Here is a 22,901-nt window from a genome sequence, read left to right as displayed (position 1 = left end):
GGCTTGGGTGGGGCCGGTGCTACAGGGGTGTTGTCCGGGGCGCTCTCGGAGTGGACGGCGCGGCGCAGGGCCTCCTCCAGGTCGCGGGCGGTGGGGCCCACGGTGGAGAGCATCTGGTTGGCGGCGCGGGCGTGGCGGTTCTCCGTCTCCGCGGCCAGCTTCAGCTGGGCCAGGCCTTCGGACACCAGGCGGCGGGCGTCCTCCAGCTTCTGGCGTGCCTGGTAGAAGGCCACGTCGGTGAGCATGGACTGGAGGCTGCGGCGCTGCTCCTCGGTGATGCCGGAGAGCTTCTCCGCGCGGCGCAGGTAGTAGAGGCCCCGCTCCACCTTGGCGGGCTCGCCGGACGCGATGCGCGGGCGGGCCAGGGTCTCCAGGAGGGGGAAGAGGGCGCGGTCCAGGTCGTCCCGGTCGGTGAACTTCTGCTGCGTCAGCAGGGTGACGTCCTGGCCCTCCAGGGGGACGGGGGCGTAGGCGTCCGCGAGGCGCGAGTCTCCTGGGCGGTAGGCGGCGGCGCCGGTGGGCAGGGCGCGGCCCTTCATCACCACCAGCTCGCCGTTCTCCTGCACGACGGTGAAGGTGCGGGCGTTGAGCTGGCCCAGGAGGAAGACGACGCCGCCACCCAGGCCCAGGATGACGAGGAAGACGACCAGCCGGGTGAAGGTGCGACGGGCCCGGTAGCCGAATCCCTGCGGTGAATGGGTGGTCATGTCGCCTGCTCTCCGGTCGGTCGGGCGTGGGCCCGTGAGGGTCTGGCCCTGAAATTGGGTCTTCTGCGACTCCAACGCTACAGTTCTGGCCCCCTCGGGATCATCATTTTGCAATCCACCTTCCGTCGCATGGGGCCCAGCGAGCTGCTGCCCCGCTACATCTTCGCGGAGAGCCTGTTCGCGCGCCGGCGGGTGCTCGAGGTCGACGCCGTGTCGTCCACGGGCGGCGAGAGCGCGCGTTTCCTCGTCGAGCGGGGCGCTCGCACCGTGGTGGCGTGCGACGCGGACGTGGCCGCGGTGGAGGCGGCGCAGAAGGCCCATGCGCACCCGCAGCTGCGCTTCCGCGCCAACGTCTACGACGACCTGGAGGCGGGCAGCTTCGACCTGGTGCTGGTGACGGACCTGGCGCCCTACGTGCGCGCGCCGGAGCTGATGGCGGAGCTGGCGCGGCTGGTGGCCCGGCAGGGCTTCCTGGTGGGCGGCCTGCGCAACATCGCGGGGCTGGCGCTGCCGCAGTTGGTGGATCCGGAAGAGACGGTGCCGCCCACGTACGGGCAGCTGCTGGACGCGCTGAGCGTGCACTTCCCGCATGTGGAGGTGGCCACGCAGTCGCCGGTGCTGGGCTACCAGCTCGCGTTCGAGAAGGGCGAGGGGCTGCAGGTGGACGGCTCGCTCGTGCGGCACAGCGAGGCGGCGTACTTCGTGGTGATGGCGGGCCTGGAGCCGGCGAGGGTGGTGGACCCCACGTGGGTGCAGCTGCCGCCGGAGCCGCTGGCCTTCACGCGCGGCAAGCTGGATGAGGTCGCCGCCCGGGCGAAGACGTGGGAGGAGCGGGCGGGGCGGCTGAAGGAGGCGGTGTCCAAGCTCCGCGCGGAGATTGGCGACCGCGAGGCGGAGGTGGTCGCGCTCAAGCCGGCGCTGGAGGGGGCCCGCCAGGACATGGCGCGGCTGACCGCGCAGCTGGAGCAGGCCCGGGGCACGGTGGAGTCCGCGCGCGAGCGGGACGACCTGAGCAGCCGGCTGCGGCGGCGTGAGCTGGAGTTGCAGGTCGCGACGGAGCGGATCGCCGACGCGGACCGCCGGCTGACGGCGCAGCGCCTGGAGGTGGAGGCGGCGCAGCGCGCGCAGGCGGACGCGGGCGTGCAGGTGCTGGCCGCGCAGGAGACGCTGCGGCTGGAGCGGGCCCGTCGCGAGGAGACGGCGGCGACGCTGGATGAGACGCGCGAGCGGCTGACCCAGGCGTACGCGGAGCTGCGCACGCTGCAGGACGAGCTGGGTTCGCTGCGGGTGGACCGTGAGCGGGATCGGCTGGCGGCGGAGCGCGCGCAGGATGGGGCCGAGGACCGGCGCAGGCAGGCGGAGGCGGCTCGCGAGCGGGAGCTGCGCATCGCGGAGCAGTACTCGGCGGCGCTCGCGGCGGTGGAGCACCTGAAGGCGGAGCTGGCGCGCGCGCAGGAGTCCGCGCGGACGGCGGGCGACGCGGTGCCGGTGAAGGAGGCGGAGCTGGCGCGCTCTCGCCGGGAGCTCGCCGAGGCCCAGCAGCGGATGCACTCCGCCGAAGGGGCGCGCAAGGACGCGGAGGCGCGGCTTTCGGAGCGCGAGGCGTCGCAGCGTGCCCTGGAGACGGAGCTCACCAGCGCGCGTGAGGCGGAAGCCCGGCTGCGGCAGGAGCTGGAGGGCCGTGCGCAGTCGGAGTCCGCGGCCCGCGCGCTGGCGGCGCGGCTGGAGGAGGAGCTTCACGCGGCCGGGCTGCGCCTGGAGACGCTGGAGGCGGAGCAGAAGCGCGTCGAGTCCGCCCAGCACGCGGCGGGGCAGCGGCTGGCGGCGGCGGAGACGGAGCGCGTCCGGGTGGAGGCGGCGCTCGTCCAGGCCATCGACGCGGAGCGGGCGCAGGCGCAGGCCCGGTTGGATGAGGCGCTGGTCCAGGCTCGCGCCGAGGCCGACGAGCGGGTGACGAACGCGCTGGCCGCCGCGCATTCCGACGCGGATTCGCGGCAGGAACGTGCGCTGGCGGAGGCCCGTGAGCAGGAGGAGGCCCGGCTCGCGCAGGCGCTGGCGGAGGCCCGTGAGCAGGCCGAGGCACGGCTTGCTCAGGCGCTGGAGGAGACCCGGGCTGAGGCGGAGGCACGTGTCGAGCGTGCGTCGGCCGAAGCGCGTGAGGTGGCTCAAGCGCTGGATGTGAACCGCTCCGACGCGGAGACCCGGCTTGCACAGGCGCTGGAGACCGCCCGGGCTGAAGCGGATGCCCGCGTCGAGCGTGCACTGGCGGAAGCCCGCGAGGCGGCGCAGGCGCTGGAGGCCGCGCGAGCCGACGCGGAGGCCCGTGTCGAACGCGTGAGGGCGGAGGCAGCGCGGGCGCTGGAGGCTGTGCGGACCGACGCGGATGCGCGTGTTGAACGTGCGTTGGCGGAGACGGCGCAGGCACTGGATGCCGCTCGGGCGGATGCGGATGCGCGTGTCGAACGTGCGGTGGCGGAGGCGCTGGCGGCCGCTCGGGCGGATGCGGATGCGCGACTGGCGGACGCGGAGAACCGCCGGGAGCAGGCGCTCGCCGAGGTTCGCGCCACCGCGTCGGCGCAGCGGAGCCGGCAGCTGGCGGACGTCGAGGCACGCACGGCCCTGGCGCTCGTGGAAGCGCGTGCCGAGGCGGAGGCCCAGCAGGCCCAGGCCCTGGCCGAAGCCCGCGCCGAGGCCGAGGCCGAACGGGTCCGGCAGTTGGAGGAAGCCGAGGTCCGCTCCGCGCGGATGCTCGCGCAGGTGCGCGCCGAAGCCGAGGCCGTCCTGGCCCGCCGGTTGGAAGAGGCCGAAGCCCGTGCGGCCATCGCGCTCGCGGAGGCCCGCGCGGAGTCGAGTGGCCAGACGGAGCAGGTGCTCGCTGGCGTGCGCGCGGAGGCCGAGGCCGCCGTCGAACAGGTTCGTTCCGAGGCCCGGGACACCCTGGCCCGTGAGGTGTGGGAACACGGGGCCCGGCTCGCGGAGTCGAACCAGGCCCGCGAGGCCGCCGAGGCGAAGAGCACGGAGCTGGAGGCGACGCTCCGTACGCTGCGGCAGGAGCTGACCGACTCGGAGGCCCTGGCGGCGCTCATCCAGGAGGACCTGTCTCGGGAGCAGAAGGCCCGGGCCTCGGTGCAGGCGGAGCTCGACGCGGCTCGCGAGTCCCTGGTCAACGAACAGGAGCGGGGGGCTCGCTGGGAGGCGCTGCTCGCTGATACCCAGGCGCAGTTGCTGTCGGAGCGCGAGCAGCAGGCCCGGGCGCAGGTGGCGCTCGCGAGCCTTCAGGAGTCGCTCGACGCGGAGCGGGCCCTGCGCTCCCGGCTGGAGGGCTCCGAGTCCTCGTGGAACGAGGCGCAGAGCGCGCTGGAAGCGGACCGGCTGCGGCTGGATGCCGCGCTGGGCACGGCGCGCACGGTGCTGGAAGAGGAGCGTGCGCAGCGGGCCCGGCTGGAGGCGTCGTTCGCCCAGCTCGAAACGGAGCTGTCGGCGGCGCGCGCCGCGCGGCTGTCCACCGAGGCCGCCTTCGAGCAGACGCGCCAGACCCTCTCTGAGGTCCAGGCCTCCTTCACCGAAGCGCAGCGCACGAACGAAGCCGCGGTGCTGGAGCTGCGGCAGTCCCTCGCGGTGTCGGTGGAAGAGGCGCGGGGTTACGTCCGGGAGCTGGAAGAGGCCCGCGCCGCGCTGGCGGAGGCGAAGCAGTCCCAGGCGGCCCTGGATGAGACCGTGCGTGAGCTGCGCGCGGAGCTCACCGAGGCGCGGCGCTCCGAGGTGGAGGCGCTGTCCTCGCTCGATGATGCGCGGACGCAGGAGGCTCGCGACCGCGAGTCGCGCGCGAAGGACGAGGCCGCGCACCGTTCCGAGCTGGAGACCTTGCACGCGGAGCTTGTGGCCCAGCGGGAGCGCCTGTCTGAAGTGGAGCAGACGCGGGCCACCGTCGAGGCCCGGCTCGCGGAGGTCGAAGCCCGTTACTCCGAAGAGGCCGGTCGCATCCCCGCGATGCAGCAGGCTCTGACGGAGGCCGAGGCCCGCCTCACGACGGAGGCCGCGCGAGGCGCGTCGCTGGAGCAGGCCCTGGCGGAGTCGGAGACCCGGCACGAGGCCGTGTCCGCGCAACGGGCTTCGCTGGAGCAGGCGCTCGCGGACGCGGTGGCCCGGCAGGCTTCGGATGCCGCACGCCTGACTTCGCTGGAGCAGGCCCTGGCGGAATCGGAGGCCCGGCAGACCACGGACACCGAGCGCCACACTTCGCTGTCACGGACGCTCGCGGAGACCGAGACCCGGCTTGCGGCGGAGTCCTCGCGGCGCTCCGAACTGGAGGCTGCACTTTCGGAGGCGGAGGCCCGGCAGGCCGCCGAGTCCGCGCGGCGTGCGGAGCTGGAAGCTTCGCTCGCGGAGGTCGAAGGCCGGCAGTCCGCCGAGTCCACGCGACGCTCCGAGCTGGAAGCTTCGTTGAAGGACGCGGAGGCCCGGCTCGCCACGCTGGAGCAGGCCCTGGCGGACGCGGAGCAGCGCGCCGCTTCCGAAACGTCGCGCCGGGTCGGACTGGAAGCCTCCCTGACGGAGGTGGAGTTCCGGCTCGCCGCCGAGACCGCGAACCTCAGCGCGCTCGAGGATTCGCTCGCGCAGGCGGAGGCCCGGCTCGCGGAGGGTTCGCAGTCGCAGGACGCGGCACGCGAATCCGAAGCACGGGCGGCACGGCTCACGGAGTCCCTGACCGCTCGCGAACAGGAGCTGCGTGAGGCCAGCGCCCTGCGGGTCTCCATGGAAGCGCAGCTGGAAGGCGCGCTCTCGCGGACCGAACGTCAGCAACAGGACCTGGATGAGCTGCACGCGCAGCTGGGCCTGAAGGAACAGGAGCTGACGGCCCTGCGCGCGGAGACGGCCCGGTTGGGCGCCGCGCACCAGGAACTGATGCGCCTGGGCTCCGAGCTGCAACGGGCGCACGCCGCGCTGCATGAGCGGAGCCAGCAGGTCGGCCGGCTCGAAGCGGAGCTGGTGGACGCCAGCGACCGGCTCGCCGCGACGCGCGAACACGCGGAAGTGCTCGTGGTGCAGCTGGAGACCGCGCGCCGCTTCGCGGGCAAGGCCACGAACCTGGAGTCCTCGCTGGAGGGCCTGCGCGCGGAGCTGGAAGCCAGGAACGAACGCACCGCCACCCTGGAGGCCCAGCTCGCGGACCTCACCGCTCGCGCGGAGCAGGAGCGGGCGGACCTGGAAGCCCGCCTCACCCGCGAGAAGGCCGAGCTCCAGCTGCGCCTCGCTGAAGTCTCCGCGCAGGCCGACACGGATCAGGCCGAGCTGGAGCTGCGCCTGACCGAAGCACTCACGAGCGCCGGCACGGACAAGGCAACGCTGGAGCTGCGTCTCAACGAAGCGCTCGCAAGGGCCGGCCTGGAAAAGGCCGAGCTGGAGTCGCGTCTCAACGAGCTTCTGGCGAACGCCGCCACCGAGAAGGCCGAACTGGAGTCGCGCCTCAACGAACTCCTCGCGACCGCCGGGACGGAGAAGGCGGAACTCGAAGCGCGTCTCGCCGAACTTGAAGTCCGGCTCGCGGAAGCCACTGCCTGGTCAGGGACGGAGCGGTCGGACCTCGAAGCCCGTCTCGCGGAAGTCACCGCCCGGGCCGCCGCGGAACGGGCGGAACTGGAAGCCCGCATCGCGGACCTCGCCGCGCAAGCGGACGCCGCCAACGTCGAGCGCGAGGAGCGTTTCGCCGAAGCCCAGGCCGCGCTCGAAGCCCGCCTCGCCCGGTCCGCCGAACAGAGCCGCGAATCCCTCGCCGCCCTGGAGGCCCGGCTCGCCACGGCGCTCGAGGACGCTCGGACCGGACAGGCCGCGCTGGAGTCGCGCGTCGCCACCCTGACCCAGGCCGCCGCCGACGCCGAGGCCCAGGCCCGCCGCGCGGACGCCGAACGCACCGCCATCGCCTCCGAACGCGAGCGCCTCCAGTCCGACCTCACCGTCGCCCGCGCCGCCCGCGTCCGCCTGGAGGGCCGCGCCAACTCCCTGGAGACCGCCGCCGCGGATGCCGCGCGCCTCCTGGACGCCGAGCGCGCTGAACGCGACCAGCTCGCCTCACGGATCCGCGAACAGCAGGCCCGGCTGGAGGCGCTGGAGGCCGAACGCGCGACCCTGCTCCAGGCCGTGGAGGAGGCGAAGTCCGCCGCTGCCCCGCCTCCGGAGGACGTGCTGGAGATGGCCGCGGAGATGGAGGTCCTCCAGGCCCACGTCGAGAAGATGCAGGACCAGCTCGCCGCCCGGGAGGCCGAACTGGCCGAGCTGCGCCGCGCCAGCGCCCCCGCCGCCTCGCGCCGGGCCATGCCAGCACTGGACGTTCCGGCCGCGCCCAAGAAGGTCGGCGAGCGCGAATAGCCGCCTGCGTCTACACTTGCCCTCGTGGACGCAAGCGAACGCATCTTCAAGTACCACGGCCTGGGCAACGACTTCGTCGTCCTGGACCGCCGCCGCACGGGCGTGGACATCAACGCCGAGCAGTCCCGCTGGCTGTGCGACCGGCGCCGGGGCATCGGCGCGGACGGGGTGCTCGCCATCCTCCCGTCGTCCCGCGGCCTCGCCCGCATGGTCGTCCACAACGCGGACGGCAGCATCGCGGAGATGTGCGGCAACGGCCTGCGCTGTGCGGTGAAGTATCTGGTGGACCACTCCGGTCAGCACCCCGCGCTCATCGACGTGGAGACCGGCGCGGGCGTGCTCACCTGCGAGCCCGGCTACGGCGACGGCGGCGTCGTCGGCGTGGACATCTCCATGGGCCCGGCCCGGATGGTGGCCGCGAACCTGCCCTCCGGGACGACCGGCCAGCCCTTCGTGAATGCCCCGGTGCCCGGCCATGAAGGCCTGCTCGGCACGGCGGTGAACATGGGCAACCCGCACCTGGTGCTCCTGGATCAGCCCCTGGAGGCCGCCGAGCGCCTGGGCCCCGGCCTGGAGCGGCACCCCGCCTTCCCGGACCGCACCAACGTGGAGTTCGTCCGCGTGGACGAGGACGGGCTCACCGTCGTCGTGTGGGAGCGCGGCTGTGGCCTGACCCAGGCGTGTGGGACGGGGGCGTGCGCGTCGGCGGTGGCGGCCGTGCTGGCGAAGCGTCTGCCCTCGAACGCCTGGCTGCGGGTCACCCTGCCGGGCGGAGACCTGAGAATCCGCGTTCCGGAGGACCTGTCCGACATCCGGCTCCGGGGCCCGGTGGCCTTCGTCTTCGAAGGCGTTGTCGCGCTTCCAAGGGCCCGATAGCCTTCGGTTTTCCTCCCTTCGCCCCCCGAGCGCCGTGGCCGGTCCCATCCTCGTCGTCGACGACGACCTGTTCTTCCGAAACCTCGCCACGGACCTGCTGTCGCGCCGGGGGCACCGCGTGGTGGCGGTGGAGAACGCCACCCTCGCCCTGGAAGAGGTGTCCCGGGCGACGTTCGACCTGGTGCTCACCGACGTGGTGATGCCCGGCGTGGACGGCTTCGCGCTCACCGCGCGCCTGCGCGAGCGGGACCCCGAGCAGGAGGTCATCCTCGTCAGCACGCGCGACGACGTTCAGGGCTCGGAGGTCGCGCTGCGCCTGGGCGTGGCGGACTGCCTCACCAAGCCCATCGAGGAGTCGGACCTGCTGCTCGCGGTGGACCGCGCCATGGAGCGCGCCCAGCTGCGCCACGAGCGCGCGCGCCTCCAGGACGAGAACCTGGAGTTCGCCCGCTTCCACAACCTCCAGCAGCGCTGCCTGGAGCTGCTGTCCCATCCGGACCTGGAATGGCTCCAGGAGCGCGTCATCGCGGACCTGGGCGCGGTGTGCGACGCGCAGAGCGCCGCGCTGTGGGTGGTGGACGACCGGGGGGACCTGGCGCTGCGCTCGTACCGGGGCCTGCTCGACAAGCAGTTCCTGCCGGAGAAGATGAGCCCGGAGGGGCCGCTGTCGCTGCGCCTGCGTGAAGCCGCTCCGTGGCTCGCGCGAGATGAGCGCTCGCCGGTGCTGTACGTGCCGCTGGTGGCCACGGGCGAGGTCATGGGCCTGGCGCAGCTGTCCGACCCGCTCACCGGCGACTTCCGGCTGGAGCACACGCGCGACGCGAAGGTGCTGGCGGACTTCGCCGCGGTGGGCGTGAAGAACGGCCGCAAGCTGATGGCGCTCCAGCGCCTGGGCCTGCGCGACCGGGACACCGCCGCGTACAACCTCAGCTACTTCACCGACTACGCGTCCAAGGAGATCTACAAGGCGCGCAGGTACGGCCGCACGTTCTCGCTGCTGACCTTCAGCATCGACAACCTGCCGCTGGTGCGAGTGCGGCTGGGCGCGCAGGACGCGAAGAAGGCGGTACGCGGCATCATCAAGGCGCTCAGTAAAATCATCCGCGACTCGGACGTCATCGCGAAGGCGAGCGACCAGGAGTTCTACCTCCTGCTGCCGGAGACGGACTTCTTCGGCGCGATGATGTTCGTGCGCCGCGCCGTCGCCGCCGTGCGGGATGAGCCGGACGTGCAGGACGTGGAGCAGCGCCTGCCGCTGGCGCTCGTGGGCGGGGCCAGCACGTTCCCCAAGGACGGCGAGGACTTCGACGAGCTGGTGCACCGCTGCCGCCGCCGCATGGACGAGCGCCGAGCGTCACTCCAGCGCCGGTTGATGCTGGACGGACTGCCGTTCTGGGACGAGGTGGACCTGCTGCTGGGCACGCCCAACAGCCCGCGCCTGCCCACGGACGACCGCGCGGAGCCCAGCCGCCGGGGCAAGGTGGCGGACGTGCTCTTCGACGAGCTCCAGGTGGAGATCGCCCGGGAGCTGGTGCGCGATCCGGGCTCACGCGGGCTGCTCTACGTGGGGGGCCCGGAGATCCGCGCGGACCTGCCGCTGGCGGTGGGGTTGGAGCAGGCGCCGCCGGACCTGTCCTCGCGCATCTACCTGTTGGGCCGCCGCGTGGACCTGGAGTCGCACGCGGCGCTCACGCCGGTGTTCCTGGAAGGGGACGAACGGGTGGCGCGCCACGAGTTCATCCTCTGGCTGTCGGAGAGCGCGTCGTACGCGCTCATCCAACGGCGCGGGCGGGGCGCGACGTGGGGGTTCCACACCTCGGACACCGCGGTGGTGGACGGGCTCATCTCCAAGCTGCAGGCCGAATACGACCTGCAGCCCTACTGACGTCACGAAGCGGAGCAAGCGACCTTGGCCCAGGTGCGGAAGATCCTCATCGCCGACCCCGACCTCGACTCGGTGCGCGCCCTGTCGCGGGCGCTGCGCACGAAGGGCTATCAGGTGCACTACGCGCCGGATGGCTCGCGGGCGCTGGAGGTCGCGGTGCTCCGGCACCCGGACCTGACGCTCTTCGACGAGGCGTGCCGGCTGCTGGACGCGCGCACGTTCGTGCAGATTCTTCGCACCAACCCGCGCACGGAAGACATCCCCGTGGTGCTCACCACGTCCAGCCTGGACACGGACCGGGCGCGGGGCATGCGGGACGGCACGCTGCGCAAGCCCTTCAACCTGGATGAAGTGCTCAGCCGCATCGAGCACATCTTCCGGCGCAACGAAGCGGCCAAGGACCTCAAGAGCGAGCAGCAGGAAATCGAAGGGTCGCTCAGCCAGCTCAGCATCCCGGACCTCATGCAGATTCTGGGCATGAACAAGCGCAATGGGAAGCTGTCGCTGGAGCGCGGCGCGGAGCGCGGCGAAATCACCGTCTCCGACGGCCGCACGGTGAACGCGCGGCTGGGGAGGGTGGAAGGGGAGAAGGCGCTGTTCCGGCTCCTGGCGTGGACGGAGGGCAACTTCACCTTCACGCCCGGCACCAGCGCCGCGCGGCCGCGCATCAACCGCGCGATGGACGACGCGCTGTTGGAGGGCATGCGGCAGTCAGACGAGGTGAACCGCCTGTTGCCGGGCCTGCCGCCGCGCCACACGCGGCTGATGCTGGCGCCGGAGGTGGACCTGTCCGAGGAGCAGCACCCGGTGACGGCGCAGGTGATGGAACTGCTCCGTCAGCCGCGAGCGCTGGGTGAGGTGCTGGACCTGGCGCCCGCCACGGACATGGAGGTGCTGGGCGTGCTGTCCACGCTGCTCCAGAAGGGCGTGGCGCGGCCCACGGAGAGCGAAGGCCAGAACCTGGGCGGGGGGGACCTCATCGGCGCGGCGGAGGTGCACGCGCTGCGCGGGCGTCTGTTGCGCACGCGCACGCTGGCGAAGGTGGCGACGGCGAAGGTCTTCGTCTGTGGCAGCGGTTCCTCCGCGGCGCGCCGCATCCTGGCGCGCGTGCCGGGGCTGGAGGCGATGTCCGCCGACCCGACCGCGGTGAAGAGCGGCTTCGGCACGCTGGGGCGTCTGGAGCTGAGCGACGTGCTCAACGTGGACTTCTGCGTGCTGCCGCCCGCGGAGGCCGCGCGTCCGCTGTGGCGTCCGTTCAGCGCGGGCTCCATTGGCGCGCTGTTGATGGACACCTCGGAGCCGGCGGTGCGGCTGGCGCATTACCTGGCCTGGGAGGTCCGCATCCCCATCGTGGTGGTGGGCACGGAGATCCCGGCGCCGCTGCAGGGCGCTCCGGCGGGCGTGAGCGCTCCGGGAGAAGACCTCACGGAGGCGCTGCGCGCCATGCTGGTCCAGGCGCTCAACCCCGCGCCCACGCTGCCCGGCGTCACGCAGGTGCAGCGCGCGTCCGTGACGCCGCCTCAGTGAGCGCTCAGCTCCGGCGCTCCAGGTACATGGGCAATGCTCCCCTGGGCCTCAGCGTCAGGTGCGAGTCCGGCTCCAGCGTGAAGCCGGGCGCTTCGCGCAGGCGGTAGCGCTGGGCCACGGTGGCCAGCACGAGCTGCGTCTCCATCATCGCGAAGCTGTTGCCGATGCACTGTCGCGGTCCGCCGCTGAAGGGGAAGTACGCGAAGCGGTGGCGCTTCGCGGCGGCCTCGGGCGCGAAGCGCTCCGGCCGGAAGGCCTCCGGCTCCTCCCAGAAGTCCGGGTGGCGCTGCGTGACGTAGGGGCTCACGTCCACCGCGCTCCCCTTCGGGATGTGGAAGCCGCCAATGACGTCGTCCTCCTTCACGGTGCGACTGAAGATGACCCCCGCGGGGTACAGCCGCATCGTCTCCTCCACCACCTGCTTCGTGTAGCCAAGCCTGGGCACGTCCTCCGCCGTGGGCGCGCGGCCCCCCAGCACCGCGTCCAGCTCCGCGTGCAGCCGGGCCTCCACCTCCGGGTGCTTCGACAGCAGGCCCCACGCCCAGCTCAGCGACGTGGCCGTCGTCTCATGGCCGGCGAGGAGCATCGTCATCACCTCGCTGCCCAGCTGCTCGTCCGTCATGCCCTCGCCCGTGTCCTCATCGCGCGCGAGCATCAACATGGACAACAGGTCGCCCAGGTCCTCGCCGCGCTGGCGGCGCGCGGCGATGATGCCCTGCACGGTGCCCATCAGCGTGGCGCGCGCGTTGCGGAAGGCCCGGTCATAGCGCGTGGGCAGCACGGGCGGCAGCATGCGGAAGGTGCGGAACCGCTCGGCGATCTGCTGGCTCAGTTCGGTGAACGCCTCGCCGACCTGCGCCGCCTGGGCCTCCACCGACGTGCCGAAGAGGGCCTCTCCCACCACGGCGAGCGTCAGCCGCATCATCTCTCCGTTGACGCCCACGGGCGTTCCGTTCGCGGCGGCCGTGTCCCAGCGCTGGAGCATCCCTTCCGTCCGCCGCACCATGCCCGCGGCCATGCCCACGATGCGCTGCCGGTGGAAGGCGGGCTGGGCCAGCCGCCGCTGCCGGAGCCAGAAGTCCCCCGTGCTCGTCAGCAGGCCGTCGCCGGTGATCCACCGCGCCATGCGGTACGAGAGGTGGTCCTTCGTGTAGTTCCTCACGTGGTCCTGCAAGACGTGCTTCACGCCGTCCGGATGCGCGACCAGGTGCGAGCGCAGGGGGCCCAGCCGGTAGCGCACCACGTCCCCGTACTGGCGATGGAGGTCTCTCAGGCAGCCGAGGATGTCGCGGCGCACGTCGGGCAGGATGCCCATGAGCAGATGGCCCCGGGGACCGGGGGGCTGGCGGGTGAGGGGGGCGGCGGTCGTCGTCATGAGGCGCTTCCTCCTGGAGGGAGGTATCGCGCTCCGGCGCCCGGCGTGCATGGTCCCGGGGCGCCAACGCATTGTCCTCGGGCGCCACGGCGCATTGCGAGCCGAGGGGCGTCAGGCCATGCTGGCCCGCGATGCGTCCCCAGACGCTCCAGTCCTCGCTGTTCCGCCCCCTGTTCCAGGTGGGTGCGTCGCTGGGCATCGCGCGTGCGCGGCTGCTCGAGGCGGTGGGCGTGGACGAAGCCCTGCTCGCGCGGCCGGACGTGCGGCTGCCCTACGCGGCGCTCCAGCGCGTGTGGACCCTGCTCGTCGAAGTAGGAGGCTCCGAACCGCTGGCCGTGCGGCTCGCGCAGGCGCTGGAGCCCACCCACGTGGGGCTCGTGGGTTACGTGCTGGTGAACAGCCCGGACCTGGGCACGTCCCTGCAACGCTATTGCCGCATCCACGCGCTGCTGGATCCGCGCACGTCGTGGCGCGTCCTCTCACCGCCTGGAATGCTCCGCGTGGAGCTGGCGCTGGATCCGCGGGATGCGTGGGCCTCGCGGCTGCGGCACCCGGTGGAGGGGCTGCTCGTGGCGCTGGTGGCCAGTGGCCGCGCGCTCAGCGGCGAGGACTGGCGGCCCACGCGCGTCTGCGTCACGCACCCGCGCCACGCGGCCTCCCGGGCCGTGGAGGACTTCCTCGGCGTCGGCATCGAATACGACGCGGGCGCCAACCTCGTGCAGGGCGACGAGGCCGCCGCGAGGCTCCCCATCCGCCACGCGGACATCGAGCTGGGCAACCTGCTCCACGCCCGCGCGGAAGCGGAGCTGGCGCAGCTGGAGGCCCAGGGGGTCCGTTCCTGGCGCGAGCGCGTGGAGGAGGTGCTCGCGGCCCAGCCCCGCACGGGGGACCTGGTGCCCGGGGACGTCGCGTCGCGGCTCGCGGTGAGTGAGCGCACGCTCCAGCGCCGCCTGCGGGAGGAGGGCGTCACGTTCGCGGGCCTGGAGGACGCCGTGCGCCGCGACCGCGCCTTCCAGTTCCTGCGCGACGGCTTGCTGCCGCACTTCGAGATCGCCTTCCTCCTGGGCTTCAGCGACGCCAGCGCCTTCACCCGGGCCTTCCGCCGCTGGAGCGGGACGACGCCGGGCCAGTGGCAGCAGGCCCAGGCCCCGAAGCCGTGAAGGGGGCAGGCGCCGGAATCCGCTCCTGTCCTGGAATGTTTTCCCCACAGGAGGGGAACGCGGATGATCAAGACGCTGAGGGACGCGGAGGAGCTGGTGCGCACGCGCCACGTCATCACCGAGGTGCCCACCCACGGGCCCACGTCCCTCGTCGAGCAGGTCATGGGCGGCCGGCCCACCGGCAGCTGGCGCGACCACGCGAAGGGGCGGCTCGCGTACCGGCTGGGGCGCATGCTGCGCGCGTCGAAGGACGTGCTCGCGGTGCGGCTGGTGGAGGGCAAGGTCGCCTTCGTGGACCCCACGCTCTGGCCCGCCGTCTACCGCGTGGCCATGGAGCCCGCGCGCCGCCGCCCGTCCCTCCAGGGGCTGTCCGCGGACGCCCGCGCGCTGCTCTCCACCGTGGAGCGGGACAAGCGCGTCCGGCTGGACAAGGAAGGCCCGTGGACCAAGGCCCGTGAGGCGCTGGAGGAACGGCTGCTGGTCCACTTCTCCGAGGCACAGGAGGAGGACGGCCGCCACGTCGCGGTGCTGCGCTCGTGGCGGGACTGGGCCTCCGTGACGCTCAAGGCGGACGCGGCCCGGCTCTCCTACGAGGACGCCCAGGCGCGGCTCAGGGCGGCGTGTGACGGGGCACCCTCGGGGCTGGGACCCTGGGTGTTCTAGCAACGCGCTTCAGGCCGCCTCGTCCAGGATCTCCAGCGCGTCCCGCACCCCGGGCAGCCGGGCGAGCAGCTCGTACTCCGCGGGCTGGAGCATGGACACGCGGCGGCCCGCGACGCGCTCCATCCACAATTCGATGCGGTGCTCGCCGTCCGGGTTGACCTGCCGCGAGATGCGCGCGCGGTGGCCCTCCTTGTGACAGGCGAGGATGTCCTGCTGGAGGCTGCGCAGACGGCGGAACACCTTCAGCGCCATTCGACCCTCGGGGGTGTCGAACGTGTGGAAGTGCCGGTTCCGCGACAGCGGCCGGCTGGGATCATGAAGCCTCTCCACGAGGCGGCGCACGAAAGGGTCCATCGACGGAGAAGGATAACATCCGGTACCCTGTCCCTCAGCGATGCCCCATCGATTTTTGCCCCGTCCCTGGACGCTCGTCCTGCTCCTGCCGCTTGCCTGCAAGGACCCGGAGACGGCGGCCGCGCAGAAGCAGGCCGTCCAGGTCCAGACCTCCCTGTCCCAGGGCCGTGACGCGCTCGCGCAGGGACAGTATTCCCGCGCCATCTCGGAACTGCAGAAGGCCGCCAACGCCGCCCCGGAGAGCGTGGAGCCGCTGCTCCTGCTCGCCAGGGCCCATCAGGGCGCGGGCAACCCGGGCGCGTCCATCCTCACGCTCAAGCAGGCGGAGAGCCTGCTGCCGGGCTCCGACCCCGTCATCCAGAAGCAGCTCTCGGAGCTGTACATGGGGGAGGGGCAGATTCCCCAGGCCATCTCCACGCTCGTCACGCTGCGGAACGAAGGCAAGCTGTCCAACGAGGACATCCTGTCGCTGGCCCGCCTCCAGGCGCGGCAGGGACAGCCGGACGAGGCCTTCGCCACGCTGGAGCGCATCCTCCGGGAGAACCCGGACGACGCCGCGACGAAGACGGTGGAGGCCGAAATCCTCCTCATGAAGGGCGAGGAGCTGCTCGCGGCCAACCTGATGGACCGCGTGCTCCAGGGCTCGCCCAGCTTCACGCCCGCGAAGCTGCTGCGCGCGCGCTACTTCCTGATGAGCGGCTTCTACGACCTGGCGGAAGCCGACCTGCAGTCCGTCGCGGAAGAGGACGCGGACTTGACGGACGTGGTGGCGATGAAGGCCCGCGTGCTCATGGCGCTGGGGCGCCCGGCGGAGGCCGAGGGCGCGCTCAAGAAGCTGGTGGAGGAGGACGCGGACAACGCGGAGGCCGTGGCGTGGCTGGCGGAGATTGTCTGCGCCCAGGGCCGTGCTTCGGAAGCCCAGCAGCTGGTGGACCGCGCGCTGCACCTGCGTCCGCGCTTCGCCCGCGCGCTGTACGTGCGCGGCCGCGTGCAGGAGGAGCAGGGCGACGCGCGCGCGGCGGAGGACAGCTACCGCTTCGCCCTCAAGACGGAGTCCAGCTTCGCGCCCGCGCTGTCGCGCATGTGGCGGCTGCACCTGAAGGCCGGCCGCAAGCCGGAGGCGCAGGAGGTGCTGGAGCGGCTGATGGGCCTGGGCGAGGCGTCCGTGGAGGAGAAGGCCGCGCTCGCGAACCTCTACGCCTGGTTCGAGACGCAGCTGCCGCGCGGCAAGAAGCTGATTGAAGAGGCCCTGAAGCGCGAGCCGCGCAACCCCGAGTACCTGCGCATCCAGAAGGCCATCGAGAAGGCGACGCCCAAGAAGAAGAAGGCCCCGTCGGGGCCCATCATCATCCGCGGGCGGCGCTGAGCGCGGGCGCGGAGGAGGGCAGCCCCTCCGCGTCAGCCACCACCTTCTCCAGCGCCTTGAGCCCCTTGCGCTGGCCCACCGCCACCACGAGCAGGTTCTCCCGGGTGAAGTAGCGCCGGGCCACCTCGCGCACGCGCGCGGCCGTCTGCCGGTCCACCTGATCCGCGCGGTGTCCGAACGTCTCCGGACGGCGGAACAGCTCCACGCCGCCAAACCACCCGGCCAATTCGCCCGGCGAGTCCTGGGAGAACTCCAGCAGCATCCGGTGGCGGCGCTTGGCGCGGTTCAGCTCCTCGTCGCTCGCGTCCTTCTCGCAGAGCTCCGCGAGCACGCGCAGCGCCTCCGCCACCACGAGCGACGCCTTCTCCGGCGCGCTGGCCGCCTCAATCTCGAAGAGGCTCAGGTCGTGGTACGTGTCCAGGCCCGCCTGCACCGAGTACGCGAGGCCGCGCTTCTCCACGATTTCAAAGGGCAGCCGCGACGACAGGCCGTCGTCCAGCAGGCGCCGCAAAATCTGGAGCGCGGGGAAGTCCTCGTGCTGCTCCGGCACGGCGCGGAAGGTGAGCTTGAACTCCGTCTGCGACTCATCGTGGGAGACGAAGTGGAAGTGCGGCCCGGGACCCAGCAGCGCCGGCGCGAGCTCCGTGGTGGCAGGGCCCTTGGGCAGGTGGGTGAAGGCGCGCTCGGCCAGCGCCAGCACCTCCGAGTGCTTCACGCTGCCCGCGGCGGACACCACCAGGTTGCCGGCCACGTAGTGCCGGGCGAAGTGCTCCAGCACCTGCGCGTGGGTGAGGGCCTTCACGGACTCGCGGGTGCCGGCGATTTTCAGGGACAGCGGGTGGCCGGGGAACAGCAGGCGCTTGGACAGGTTGTCCAGGTCGATGTCGCGCCCCTTGTCGTCCACCTCGTCGAGCATCTCCTCCAGGATGATCTGCCGCTCCACCTCCATGTCGGTGAGGCGGGGGCGGGTGAGCATGTCGCCGATGACTTCCAGGCCCACGCCCAGGTGCGCCGGGTGCAGCGGGGTGTAGTAGTAGCCGTGGTCGCGGGTGGTGGCGCCGTTGAGGTTGCCGCCCACCTCCTCCACGGCCGCGTTCATCTTCACCGTGTCCGGCCAGGCTTCGCTTCCCCGGAAGAAGAGGTGCTCCAGGAAGTGGCTGACGCCGTTGTTCTCCACCGTTTCGTGGCGGCTGCCGGTCCGCACGTAGACGGCCAGGAGGGCGGTGTGCAGGTGGGGCGTTTCGACGGTGACGACGCGCAGCCCCGAGGGCAGCACGTCCCGGTACGGTGTAAAGCTCATGCGCGAGGAAGCCTTAACACGAAGGTCGTTCCCTGGCCGGGAATACTCTGGCAGGAGAGCGAGCCCCCGTGGGCCTGGAGGATCTGCTGGCTCACCGCGAGCCCCAGGCCGGTGCCGCCCTCCTTGGTGGTGAAGAAGGGCTCGAAGAGGTGGCGGCGGGCCTCCTCCGTCATGCCGTTGCCGGTGTCGCGCACGGTCACCTCCACGTCGCCGTCGCCGTCCAGAAGCGTGGTGGCCACGGTGAGCGTGCCTCCGGTGGGCATGGCCTCGCGGCTGTTGCGCAGGAGGTTCAGGAACACCTGCCGCAGCTGGCCCTGGTCCGCGAGCACGCGGGGCGTGTCGGGCGCGAAGGCGCGCACCACCTCCACGTTCGCGCGCACCAGCTCCTCGCGGGTGAAGTCGAGCACGCCGTCCAGCACCGCGATGATGTCCTCCGGCTCCAGGTCCGGCCGGGCGGGGCGGGCCATTCGCAGGTACTGCTCGGTGACGTCGGTGAGGCGGTCCACCTCGTGGGTCACGGCGGAGAGCAGCTCCTTCGCCTCCGTGGCCGTGTCCTGCGAGTCGAACCTGGCGCCGTCCACGGCGTCTTGCAGCAGCTCCACGTTGAGGCCGATGGAGGACAGGGGGTTTCGCACCTCGTGGACGATCTGCGCGGAGATGCGGCCCACGGCGGCCAGCTGCTCCGCGCGCATCAGCGCCTCCGCCTGGGACTTCAGCTGCGCCTCGCGGGCCTGGAGCGAGCGGGCCATCTGGTCGAACTCGCGCGCGAGCAGCGCCACCTCGTCCTCGCCGCGCACGCCCAGCTGGGCGGAGTAGTCACCGCGCCCGATGCGGGACACGCCTTCGATGAGCGTGCGCACCGGGCGCAGCGTGCGGGCGGACCACGCGGTGACGCCCACGCCCACGCCAATGGCCATGATGGACAGCGCGATGATGGTGAGGCCCGTCCGGCGCTCGCGCTCCTCCGCGCCGTCCACGCGCTCGCGGATGCGGTTGGTGAGCGTGGCGCGCAGCACGCGCAGCTCGCGGCCGATGGCGCTCTCCAGCTGGCGCAGCTCGGCGGTGGCGCGCGCGACGTCCTGGCTCTCGGGGGATTCGGACGCGAGCGTGGTGAACACGGCCTCCACCGCGCGGCCGTAGGCCTGGGAGTTGCGCGCCAGCTCCGCGAATCTCGCGTCCAGCTCGTTGACGAAGGGGACCTCACCTTCGGGGGCGAAGGTGAGCACCTCGCGGGCCTTGGCGCGGGCGGCCTCCAGGCGCTGGGCCATCTGGGGCGCGTAGTAGAGGCTCGCCAGGCGGATGAGGGCGCGGCGCGTCTCCACGCTGTTCTGCTCCAGCACGCGCTCGGTGTCCTTCTCCTGGCTGGTCTGGAAGGTCTCCAGCGCGGCGGCGTCCTGGGACAGCTGGAGGTAGCCCTGGCTGACCAGGCGGATCTCCAGCCGGTTGCGGTGCAGCTCCGCCACGCTGAACAGGGACACCGCCCCGAACGTCAGCAGCACCAGCGCGTAGCCCAGGAAGATGCGGGTGGCGAGCGAGAGCTTCATGGAGGAGGGGACAGGACATACGTCCTGGGGCGGGCGCATTACAGCGCAATCCCCGCCGCGCCGCCTGCTTCCGGCTGTCTGGACTCCACCCGGCCGGGGAGGGGGGCTGGTAGCGTTGCGCCCCATGGCACCGCGCTTCGTCCGCTCCACGCTCCTCGCCGCCGCCCTGATGGCCCTCACCCCTGCCTGCGGGGAGAACGAGGTCCGCCCCTCCCTGGACCTGCTCAGCGACTCCTGCGCCGGCACCCAGCCTCTGGCCGGGGTGACGCACCTGCGCTTCCGCGTCACGGGCCCCGGGCTCGACACGCCCCGGGAGCGGGTGTCGACGGTGGCGTGGACGGAGGCGGACGTGCCGGCCGTTCCGTCCGGTACCGCGCGGGTGCTGGAGGTCCGGGCCTACGTCGGTGCGCCGGATCAGGGCGGGCAGCTGGTGTCCCTGGGCCGCTCCGTTCCGTTCGACGTGACGGAGGGCCAGGCACCGAAGGTGCGGATGTTCCTGCGGAGGCTGGGGGAGTTCGTGCCGGTGAACCTGGCGTCGGCCCCGAGGACCTGCTCGCTGCCGGTCGCGACGCGCGCGGCGCACACGGCCACCACGCTGCCGGATGGACGCGTGTTCATCACCGGAGGCTATGAGCCTCGCGCGGATGGCACGCGGCCCGTGACGGGGACGACGGAGGTGTTCAATCCGGCGGATGGCACGTTCAGCCCCGGGCCGGACGTGGGCGCGAGGGCCTTCCACACGGCGTCGCTGCTGCCGGATGGCCGCGTATTCCTGGCGGGCGGCGCGGCGTCCTTCGCGCCGGTGACGTTGCAGCCCTCGTCTCTCCTCCTGGATCCGAACACGGGCGCGAGGAATGACCTGCCGCTCAAGGCGGCCCGCTACCAGCACGCTGCGGCGGTGAATACCGAGGGCCAGGTGCTGCTGGTCAGCGGGCGCGCGGCGGACGGCAGCACGGTGGACACGGTCGAAGGCTACGACTCGGCCAAGGGGCGCCTTGTCGCTTACCCCGCCCCGTTTTCCTTCGTGGACGCGGCGCTGACGGTGGAGCGGGGCGGACGCATCTTCCAGGTCGTGGGCGGCGCGAGTGGCCTGGGGGCCGTGAGAGACGTGGCGGCCTTCACGTTCGCCGACGGCGAGATCCTCACGCTGGCGGCGGGGGCTTATCTCAGGGGCCCCCGTGTAGGCGCCGCCGTGGCGCTGCTGGGCAGGCCGGACGAGGATCCACTGCCCCTGGTCATGGGCGGCTTCGACGGCCTGGACCCGGCGAAAGGCGCGCGGCCGGTGGGCGCCTCCGAGTTCCTGAATGGCGTGGTTCAGGTGGAGGACGGCCCCGCGCTAATGCCTCGGGGCAACCTGTGCGCGGTGACGCTGCCGGACGGCCGCGTCATGGCGCTGGGCGGGCGGGGCACTGGCATTGGCACGACGTACGCGCAGCCGTGGGTGGAGCTGATCACCCCGCACGCAGGCGCGCAGCCCACCGTGCTGGGCCTGACGCTGATGCCGCAGCCGCGCGTGTGGCACACGTGCTCGGCGCTGCCGGACGGCTCCGTGCTCGTGGTGGGCGGCGTGGACGACAGCACCGGGGAGATCCGCGCCAACTCCGAAGCGCTGGTGGTGATGCCACCCCCGCGCGACTGATGCTGTTAACGTCAGGTCCCATGAAGGACTGTCTACCTGCCCGGTTGGCTCTGGCCCTGGCGCTGTCGCTGATGACCGTGAATGCCGCCGCGCGTGAGCGGGAGGAACTCGCGATCCGCACGGTGCTGCTGTCGGAGCATCCGTCGGACTCCACGCCCACCCTCTACGTGAAGGGGAGGGTGGTCACCGTCCTTCGTTTCGAGACGCCCGTGGACCCCACACGAACCCGCATGCTGGCGTGGGAGGGCCGATTCGAGCCGCTGCTCGCGGGCGGCCGAAAGGTGGTCGTCGAACCCCTCCAGGACCTGGGAGAGGACGAGGCCATTCCCCTGCTGGTAACGCTCGCGAGCGGCAAGCAGGTGCCGTTCCTCCTCAAGCCCGCGGGTGAGGGACAGCGGAGCGCGGTGGCTCAGCAGGTGAACGTGTTCGAGGACCCGCGCGGCTACGACGCCATGTACTCGACGCTGATGGACTCACTCAAACAGCGGCGCGTCCTGGAGGACGAGAACCAGCGCCTGCGCGAGGAGGAGCATTCCGCGGATCACGCGCTGGCGACGCTCCTGGCGCAGGGAAACCTCAAGCACACGCCCTTCGTCCGCCGACAGGGATGGCGGCTCAAGGAGGATGGGGCGGACGTCCTGGTGGAGGTGCTCTCCAGCAAGACGCTTCCGAAGGTGGCGGTGTTGTTCACCCTGACCAACCGCGATGCGAAGAAGCCCTGGCGGATGATGGAGGCCCGGCTGTCCACGGTCTCTGGCGGGAGTTCACGCGCGTTCGCGCTGCGCATGCAGCAGGAGCAGATTGCGCCCGGAGCCACGGGCCGCATCGCCGTCGTCGCGGATGACAGCGCTTTCCAATCACCCCGGGGCCTGGAGCAACTGGCGCTGGAGTTGTTCCGGTCCGACGGCTTGTCCCAGGCCTACCTCGTCCTGGAACAGCGTTTCATCCGGGAGTAGATGGACGCCACATGAACGCACCGCGCAAGTGGTCCCCGGTTGCCCTCGTGCTGGCCCTGTCGCTGGGCTGCACCACGACCCGAGGAGGTGTGGGGCTTCGTTCGGACGGGACACCGAAGCCCGAGGACTGTCCCGAGGATGCGCTGAACACGATGCGGATCCTTCGCCTGCGCGTGGGCGACGGAGCGAATGTCGCGCTCGACATCAACCAGGACGACGTCAGCCCCATCACGCTCTACGACGGTCCCGTGGAGAGCATGCTGATCTCCGGCCTGGGGCCTCTTGAAACGACCACCCGCCTCTATGGGCGGGTGTGGACCGGGGGGCCGCAGGTGGTCGTCCGCTATTACGAGGCGCATCCGCCAGATGGCGACAAGATCCCCATCTGCGCCGTGGCGCGGCTCTCCAAGGGGCAACTGCGCAAGCGGCCGGACTCCAAGCCGGGGACGGCCATCCTGGAGTTCTCCTCGGCGGGCGTGGACATCGTCGAGTCCTATCGCTGAAACACGAAGGCCCCGCGTCCCGGTGAGGGGACCGCGGGGCCTTCATGCTTCACGCCGGGGTGCGGCTCAGGCGTTGGACGGCGGGGCCTCGGAGGGCTTCGCCTCGCCCTCGGTGGACGCGGGCTCCGTGGTGGCGGGGGCCTCCGTCGGCGTGGCGGCGGCGGTGGCGCGGGCCTCCGCCTCGGCGCGGGCGCGGGCCTGCTCGTCGCTGCGCTGGTCGCTCGCGGCGACCTCGTCCGGCGTCAGCTCCGTGCGGTCCGCGAGCATGCCCGTCTTCTTCTCCAGGTCCTTGATGGCCCGGCGAAGCAGGTCGCGCTCCAGCAGCGTGCGGTTGAGGCGCTTCTCCAGCGCCTTGTACTTGTCCTTGCCCAGGTCGGCCTCGGACTTCGTCACGGCCAGGATGCGCGCGTGCGTGTCGGCGCGGCCCTTGAGCCGGCGCACTTCCTTCTCCAGCTCCGCGGCGCGGGCGCGGTCCTTGTTCGCCGCCTGCTCCAGCCGGTTCATCTTCTCGCGGTCCGCGTCGTTCAGCTCGCGGTAGCGGCGCACGGGCTCCGCCGGGGCCACGGGCGCGGGCGTCACGGCCACCGCCGCGTTCACCACGGGCTCGCTCGCGGGCGCGGCGATCTGATCCGCCGCGGCCGGAACAGCGGCGGCGGGGGCCGCGGTCACCGGCGCGGGGA

15 protein-coding genes and 1 pseudogene are annotated in these 22,901 nt (G+C 72.2%); 10 read left to right on the top strand and 6 right to left on the bottom strand.

Annotated features, from left to right (window positions below):
- On the bottom strand, positions 1–707 hold a 707-nt coding region (locus tag D7X96_RS33245), incomplete at its 3' end, for an IF-2 protein (protein ID WP_120551295.1).
- A gap of 129 nt (positions 708–836) precedes the next feature.
- Between D7X96_RS33245 and D7X96_RS33240 the strand changes: the two genes are divergently transcribed.
- The 4 genes from D7X96_RS33240 to D7X96_RS33225 are packed head-to-tail and all read left to right on the top strand — an operon-like array spanning position 837 to position 11,361.
- Positions 837–7,073: a methyltransferase domain-containing protein gene (locus D7X96_RS33240; RefSeq protein ID WP_244219809.1), complete on the top strand. Its 6,237-nt coding sequence runs from the start codon at positions 837–839 to the stop codon at positions 7,071–7,073.
- Positions 7,074–7,097: 24 nt separating this feature from the next.
- Positions 7,098–7,949: a diaminopimelate epimerase gene (gene dapF / locus D7X96_RS33235; protein ID WP_120551293.1), complete on the top strand. Its 852-nt coding sequence runs from the start codon at positions 7,098–7,100 to the stop codon at positions 7,947–7,949.
- 34 nt (positions 7,950–7,983) lie between these two features.
- On the top strand, positions 7,984–9,834 hold the full coding sequence (locus D7X96_RS33230) for a GGDEF domain-containing response regulator (protein ID WP_120551292.1): 1,851 nt from the start codon (positions 7,984–7,986) through the stop codon (positions 9,832–9,834).
- A 24-nt stretch (positions 9,835–9,858) separates the two neighbouring features.
- Positions 9,859–11,361: a DUF4388 domain-containing protein gene (locus tag D7X96_RS33225; protein WP_121723281.1), complete on the top strand. Its 1,503-nt coding sequence runs from the start codon at positions 9,859–9,861 to the stop codon at positions 11,359–11,361.
- Between the two features lie 4 nt (positions 11,362–11,365).
- Here the strand turns inward: D7X96_RS33225 and D7X96_RS33220 are convergent, their stop codons facing one another.
- Positions 11,366–12,736, bottom strand: coding sequence for a cytochrome P450 (locus tag D7X96_RS33220; protein WP_121771563.1), 1,371 nt, complete (start codon positions 12,734–12,736; stop codon positions 11,366–11,368).
- Positions 12,737–12,867: 131 nt separating this feature from the next.
- Between D7X96_RS33220 and D7X96_RS33215 the strand changes: the two genes are divergently transcribed.
- Positions 12,868–13,896 carry an AraC family transcriptional regulator gene (locus D7X96_RS33215; RefSeq protein ID WP_121771562.1) on the top strand — a complete coding sequence of 343 codons (1,029 nt, stop codon included), beginning with the start codon at positions 12,868–12,870 and terminating at the stop codon, positions 13,894–13,896.
- Between the two features lie 63 nt (positions 13,897–13,959).
- The gene (locus D7X96_RS33210) at positions 13,960–14,559 is read left to right on the top strand and encodes an RNA methyltransferase (protein WP_120548027.1); all 600 of its coding nucleotides are present in this window, start codon (positions 13,960–13,962) and stop codon (positions 14,557–14,559) included.
- A gap of 9 nt (positions 14,560–14,568) precedes the next feature.
- Here D7X96_RS33210 and D7X96_RS33205 read toward each other — a convergent pair whose 3' ends face one another.
- Positions 14,569–14,913, bottom strand: coding sequence for a hypothetical protein (locus tag D7X96_RS33205; protein WP_120548026.1), 345 nt, complete (start codon positions 14,911–14,913; stop codon positions 14,569–14,571).
- Positions 14,914–14,968: 55 nt separating this feature from the next.
- Between D7X96_RS33205 and D7X96_RS33200 the strand changes: the two genes are divergently transcribed.
- The gene (locus D7X96_RS33200) at positions 14,969–16,279 is read left to right on the top strand and encodes a tetratricopeptide repeat protein (protein WP_233609839.1); all 1,311 of its coding nucleotides are present in this window, start codon (positions 14,969–14,971) and stop codon (positions 16,277–16,279) included.
- On the opposite strand, the gene D7X96_RS33195 is transcribed toward D7X96_RS33200, so the two are convergent.
- A complete protein-coding gene (locus tag D7X96_RS33195) occupies positions 16,260–17,579 on the bottom strand; it encodes a M16 family metallopeptidase (RefSeq protein ID WP_121771561.1) in 1,320 nt (439 codons plus the stop codon). The genes D7X96_RS33200 and D7X96_RS33195 overlap by 20 nt on opposite strands.
- Positions 17,576–19,123, bottom strand: a complete 1,548-nt coding sequence (locus D7X96_RS33190; protein WP_121723284.1) for a sensor histidine kinase — start codon at positions 19,121–19,123, stop codon at positions 17,576–17,578. Before D7X96_RS33190 ends, D7X96_RS33195 begins: the two co-directional genes overlap by 4 nt.
- Before the next feature lie 124 nt (positions 19,124–19,247).
- Here D7X96_RS33190 and D7X96_RS33185 point away from each other — a divergent pair, with 124 nt between their 5' ends.
- Genes D7X96_RS33185 through D7X96_RS33175 form a run of 3 tightly spaced genes read left to right on the top strand, consistent with a single transcriptional unit; the run spans position 19,248 to position 22,221 of the window.
- Positions 19,248–20,762: a Kelch repeat-containing protein gene (locus D7X96_RS33185; protein WP_158616204.1), complete on the top strand. Its 1,515-nt coding sequence runs from the start codon at positions 19,248–19,250 to the stop codon at positions 20,760–20,762.
- A gap of 44 nt (positions 20,763–20,806) precedes the next feature.
- Positions 20,807–21,718, top strand: coding sequence for a DUF2381 family protein (locus D7X96_RS33180; RefSeq protein WP_158616203.1), 912 nt, complete (start codon positions 20,807–20,809; stop codon positions 21,716–21,718).
- Between the two features lie 11 nt (positions 21,719–21,729).
- Positions 21,730–22,221: a serine/threonine protein kinase gene (locus D7X96_RS33175; RefSeq protein ID WP_120548021.1), complete on the top strand. Its 492-nt coding sequence runs from the start codon at positions 21,730–21,732 to the stop codon at positions 22,219–22,221.
- A gap of 66 nt (positions 22,222–22,287) precedes the next feature.
- On the opposite strand, the pseudogene D7X96_RS33170 reads toward D7X96_RS33175, so the two are convergent.
- Positions 22,288–22,901: pseudogene (locus D7X96_RS33170) on the bottom strand (cell envelope biogenesis protein TolA); the annotation flags it as partial.

This window comes from Corallococcus interemptor (assembly GCF_003668875.1).
Lineage (GTDB): Bacteria > Myxococcota > Myxococcia > Myxococcales > Myxococcaceae > Corallococcus > Corallococcus interemptor.
The sequence above is the reverse complement of the archived record's forward strand: the minus strand, read 5'-3'. Positions and strand labels throughout refer to the sequence as shown.

Excerpts from the sequence above, each read along its gene's own strand:
- D7X96_RS33240 (WP_244219809.1), top strand. The coding sequence starts at position 837 with ATGGGGCCCAGCGAGCTGCTGCCCCGCTACATCTTCGCGGAGAGCCTG.
- D7X96_RS33220 (WP_121771563.1), bottom strand. The coding sequence starts at position 12,736 with ATGACGACGACCGCCGCCCCCCTCACCCGCCAGCCCCCCGGTCCCCGG.
- D7X96_RS33215 (WP_121771562.1), top strand. The coding sequence starts at position 12,868 with ATGCGTCCCCAGACGCTCCAGTCCTCGCTGTTCCGCCCCCTGTTCCAG.
- D7X96_RS33210 (WP_120548027.1), top strand. The coding sequence starts at position 13,960 with ATGATCAAGACGCTGAGGGACGCGGAGGAGCTGGTGCGCACGCGCCAC.
- D7X96_RS33205 (WP_120548026.1), bottom strand. The coding sequence starts at position 14,913 with ATGGACCCTTTCGTGCGCCGCCTCGTGGAGAGGCTTCATGATCCCAGC.
- D7X96_RS33195 (WP_121771561.1), bottom strand. The coding sequence starts at position 17,579 with ATGAGCTTTACACCGTACCGGGACGTGCTGCCCTCGGGGCTGCGCGTC.
- D7X96_RS33190 (WP_121723284.1), bottom strand. The coding sequence starts at position 19,123 with ATGAAGCTCTCGCTCGCCACCCGCATCTTCCTGGGCTACGCGCTGGTG.
- D7X96_RS33185 (WP_158616204.1), top strand. The coding sequence starts at position 19,248 with ATGGCACCGCGCTTCGTCCGCTCCACGCTCCTCGCCGCCGCCCTGATG.
- D7X96_RS33175 (WP_120548021.1), top strand. The coding sequence starts at position 21,730 with ATGAACGCACCGCGCAAGTGGTCCCCGGTTGCCCTCGTGCTGGCCCTG.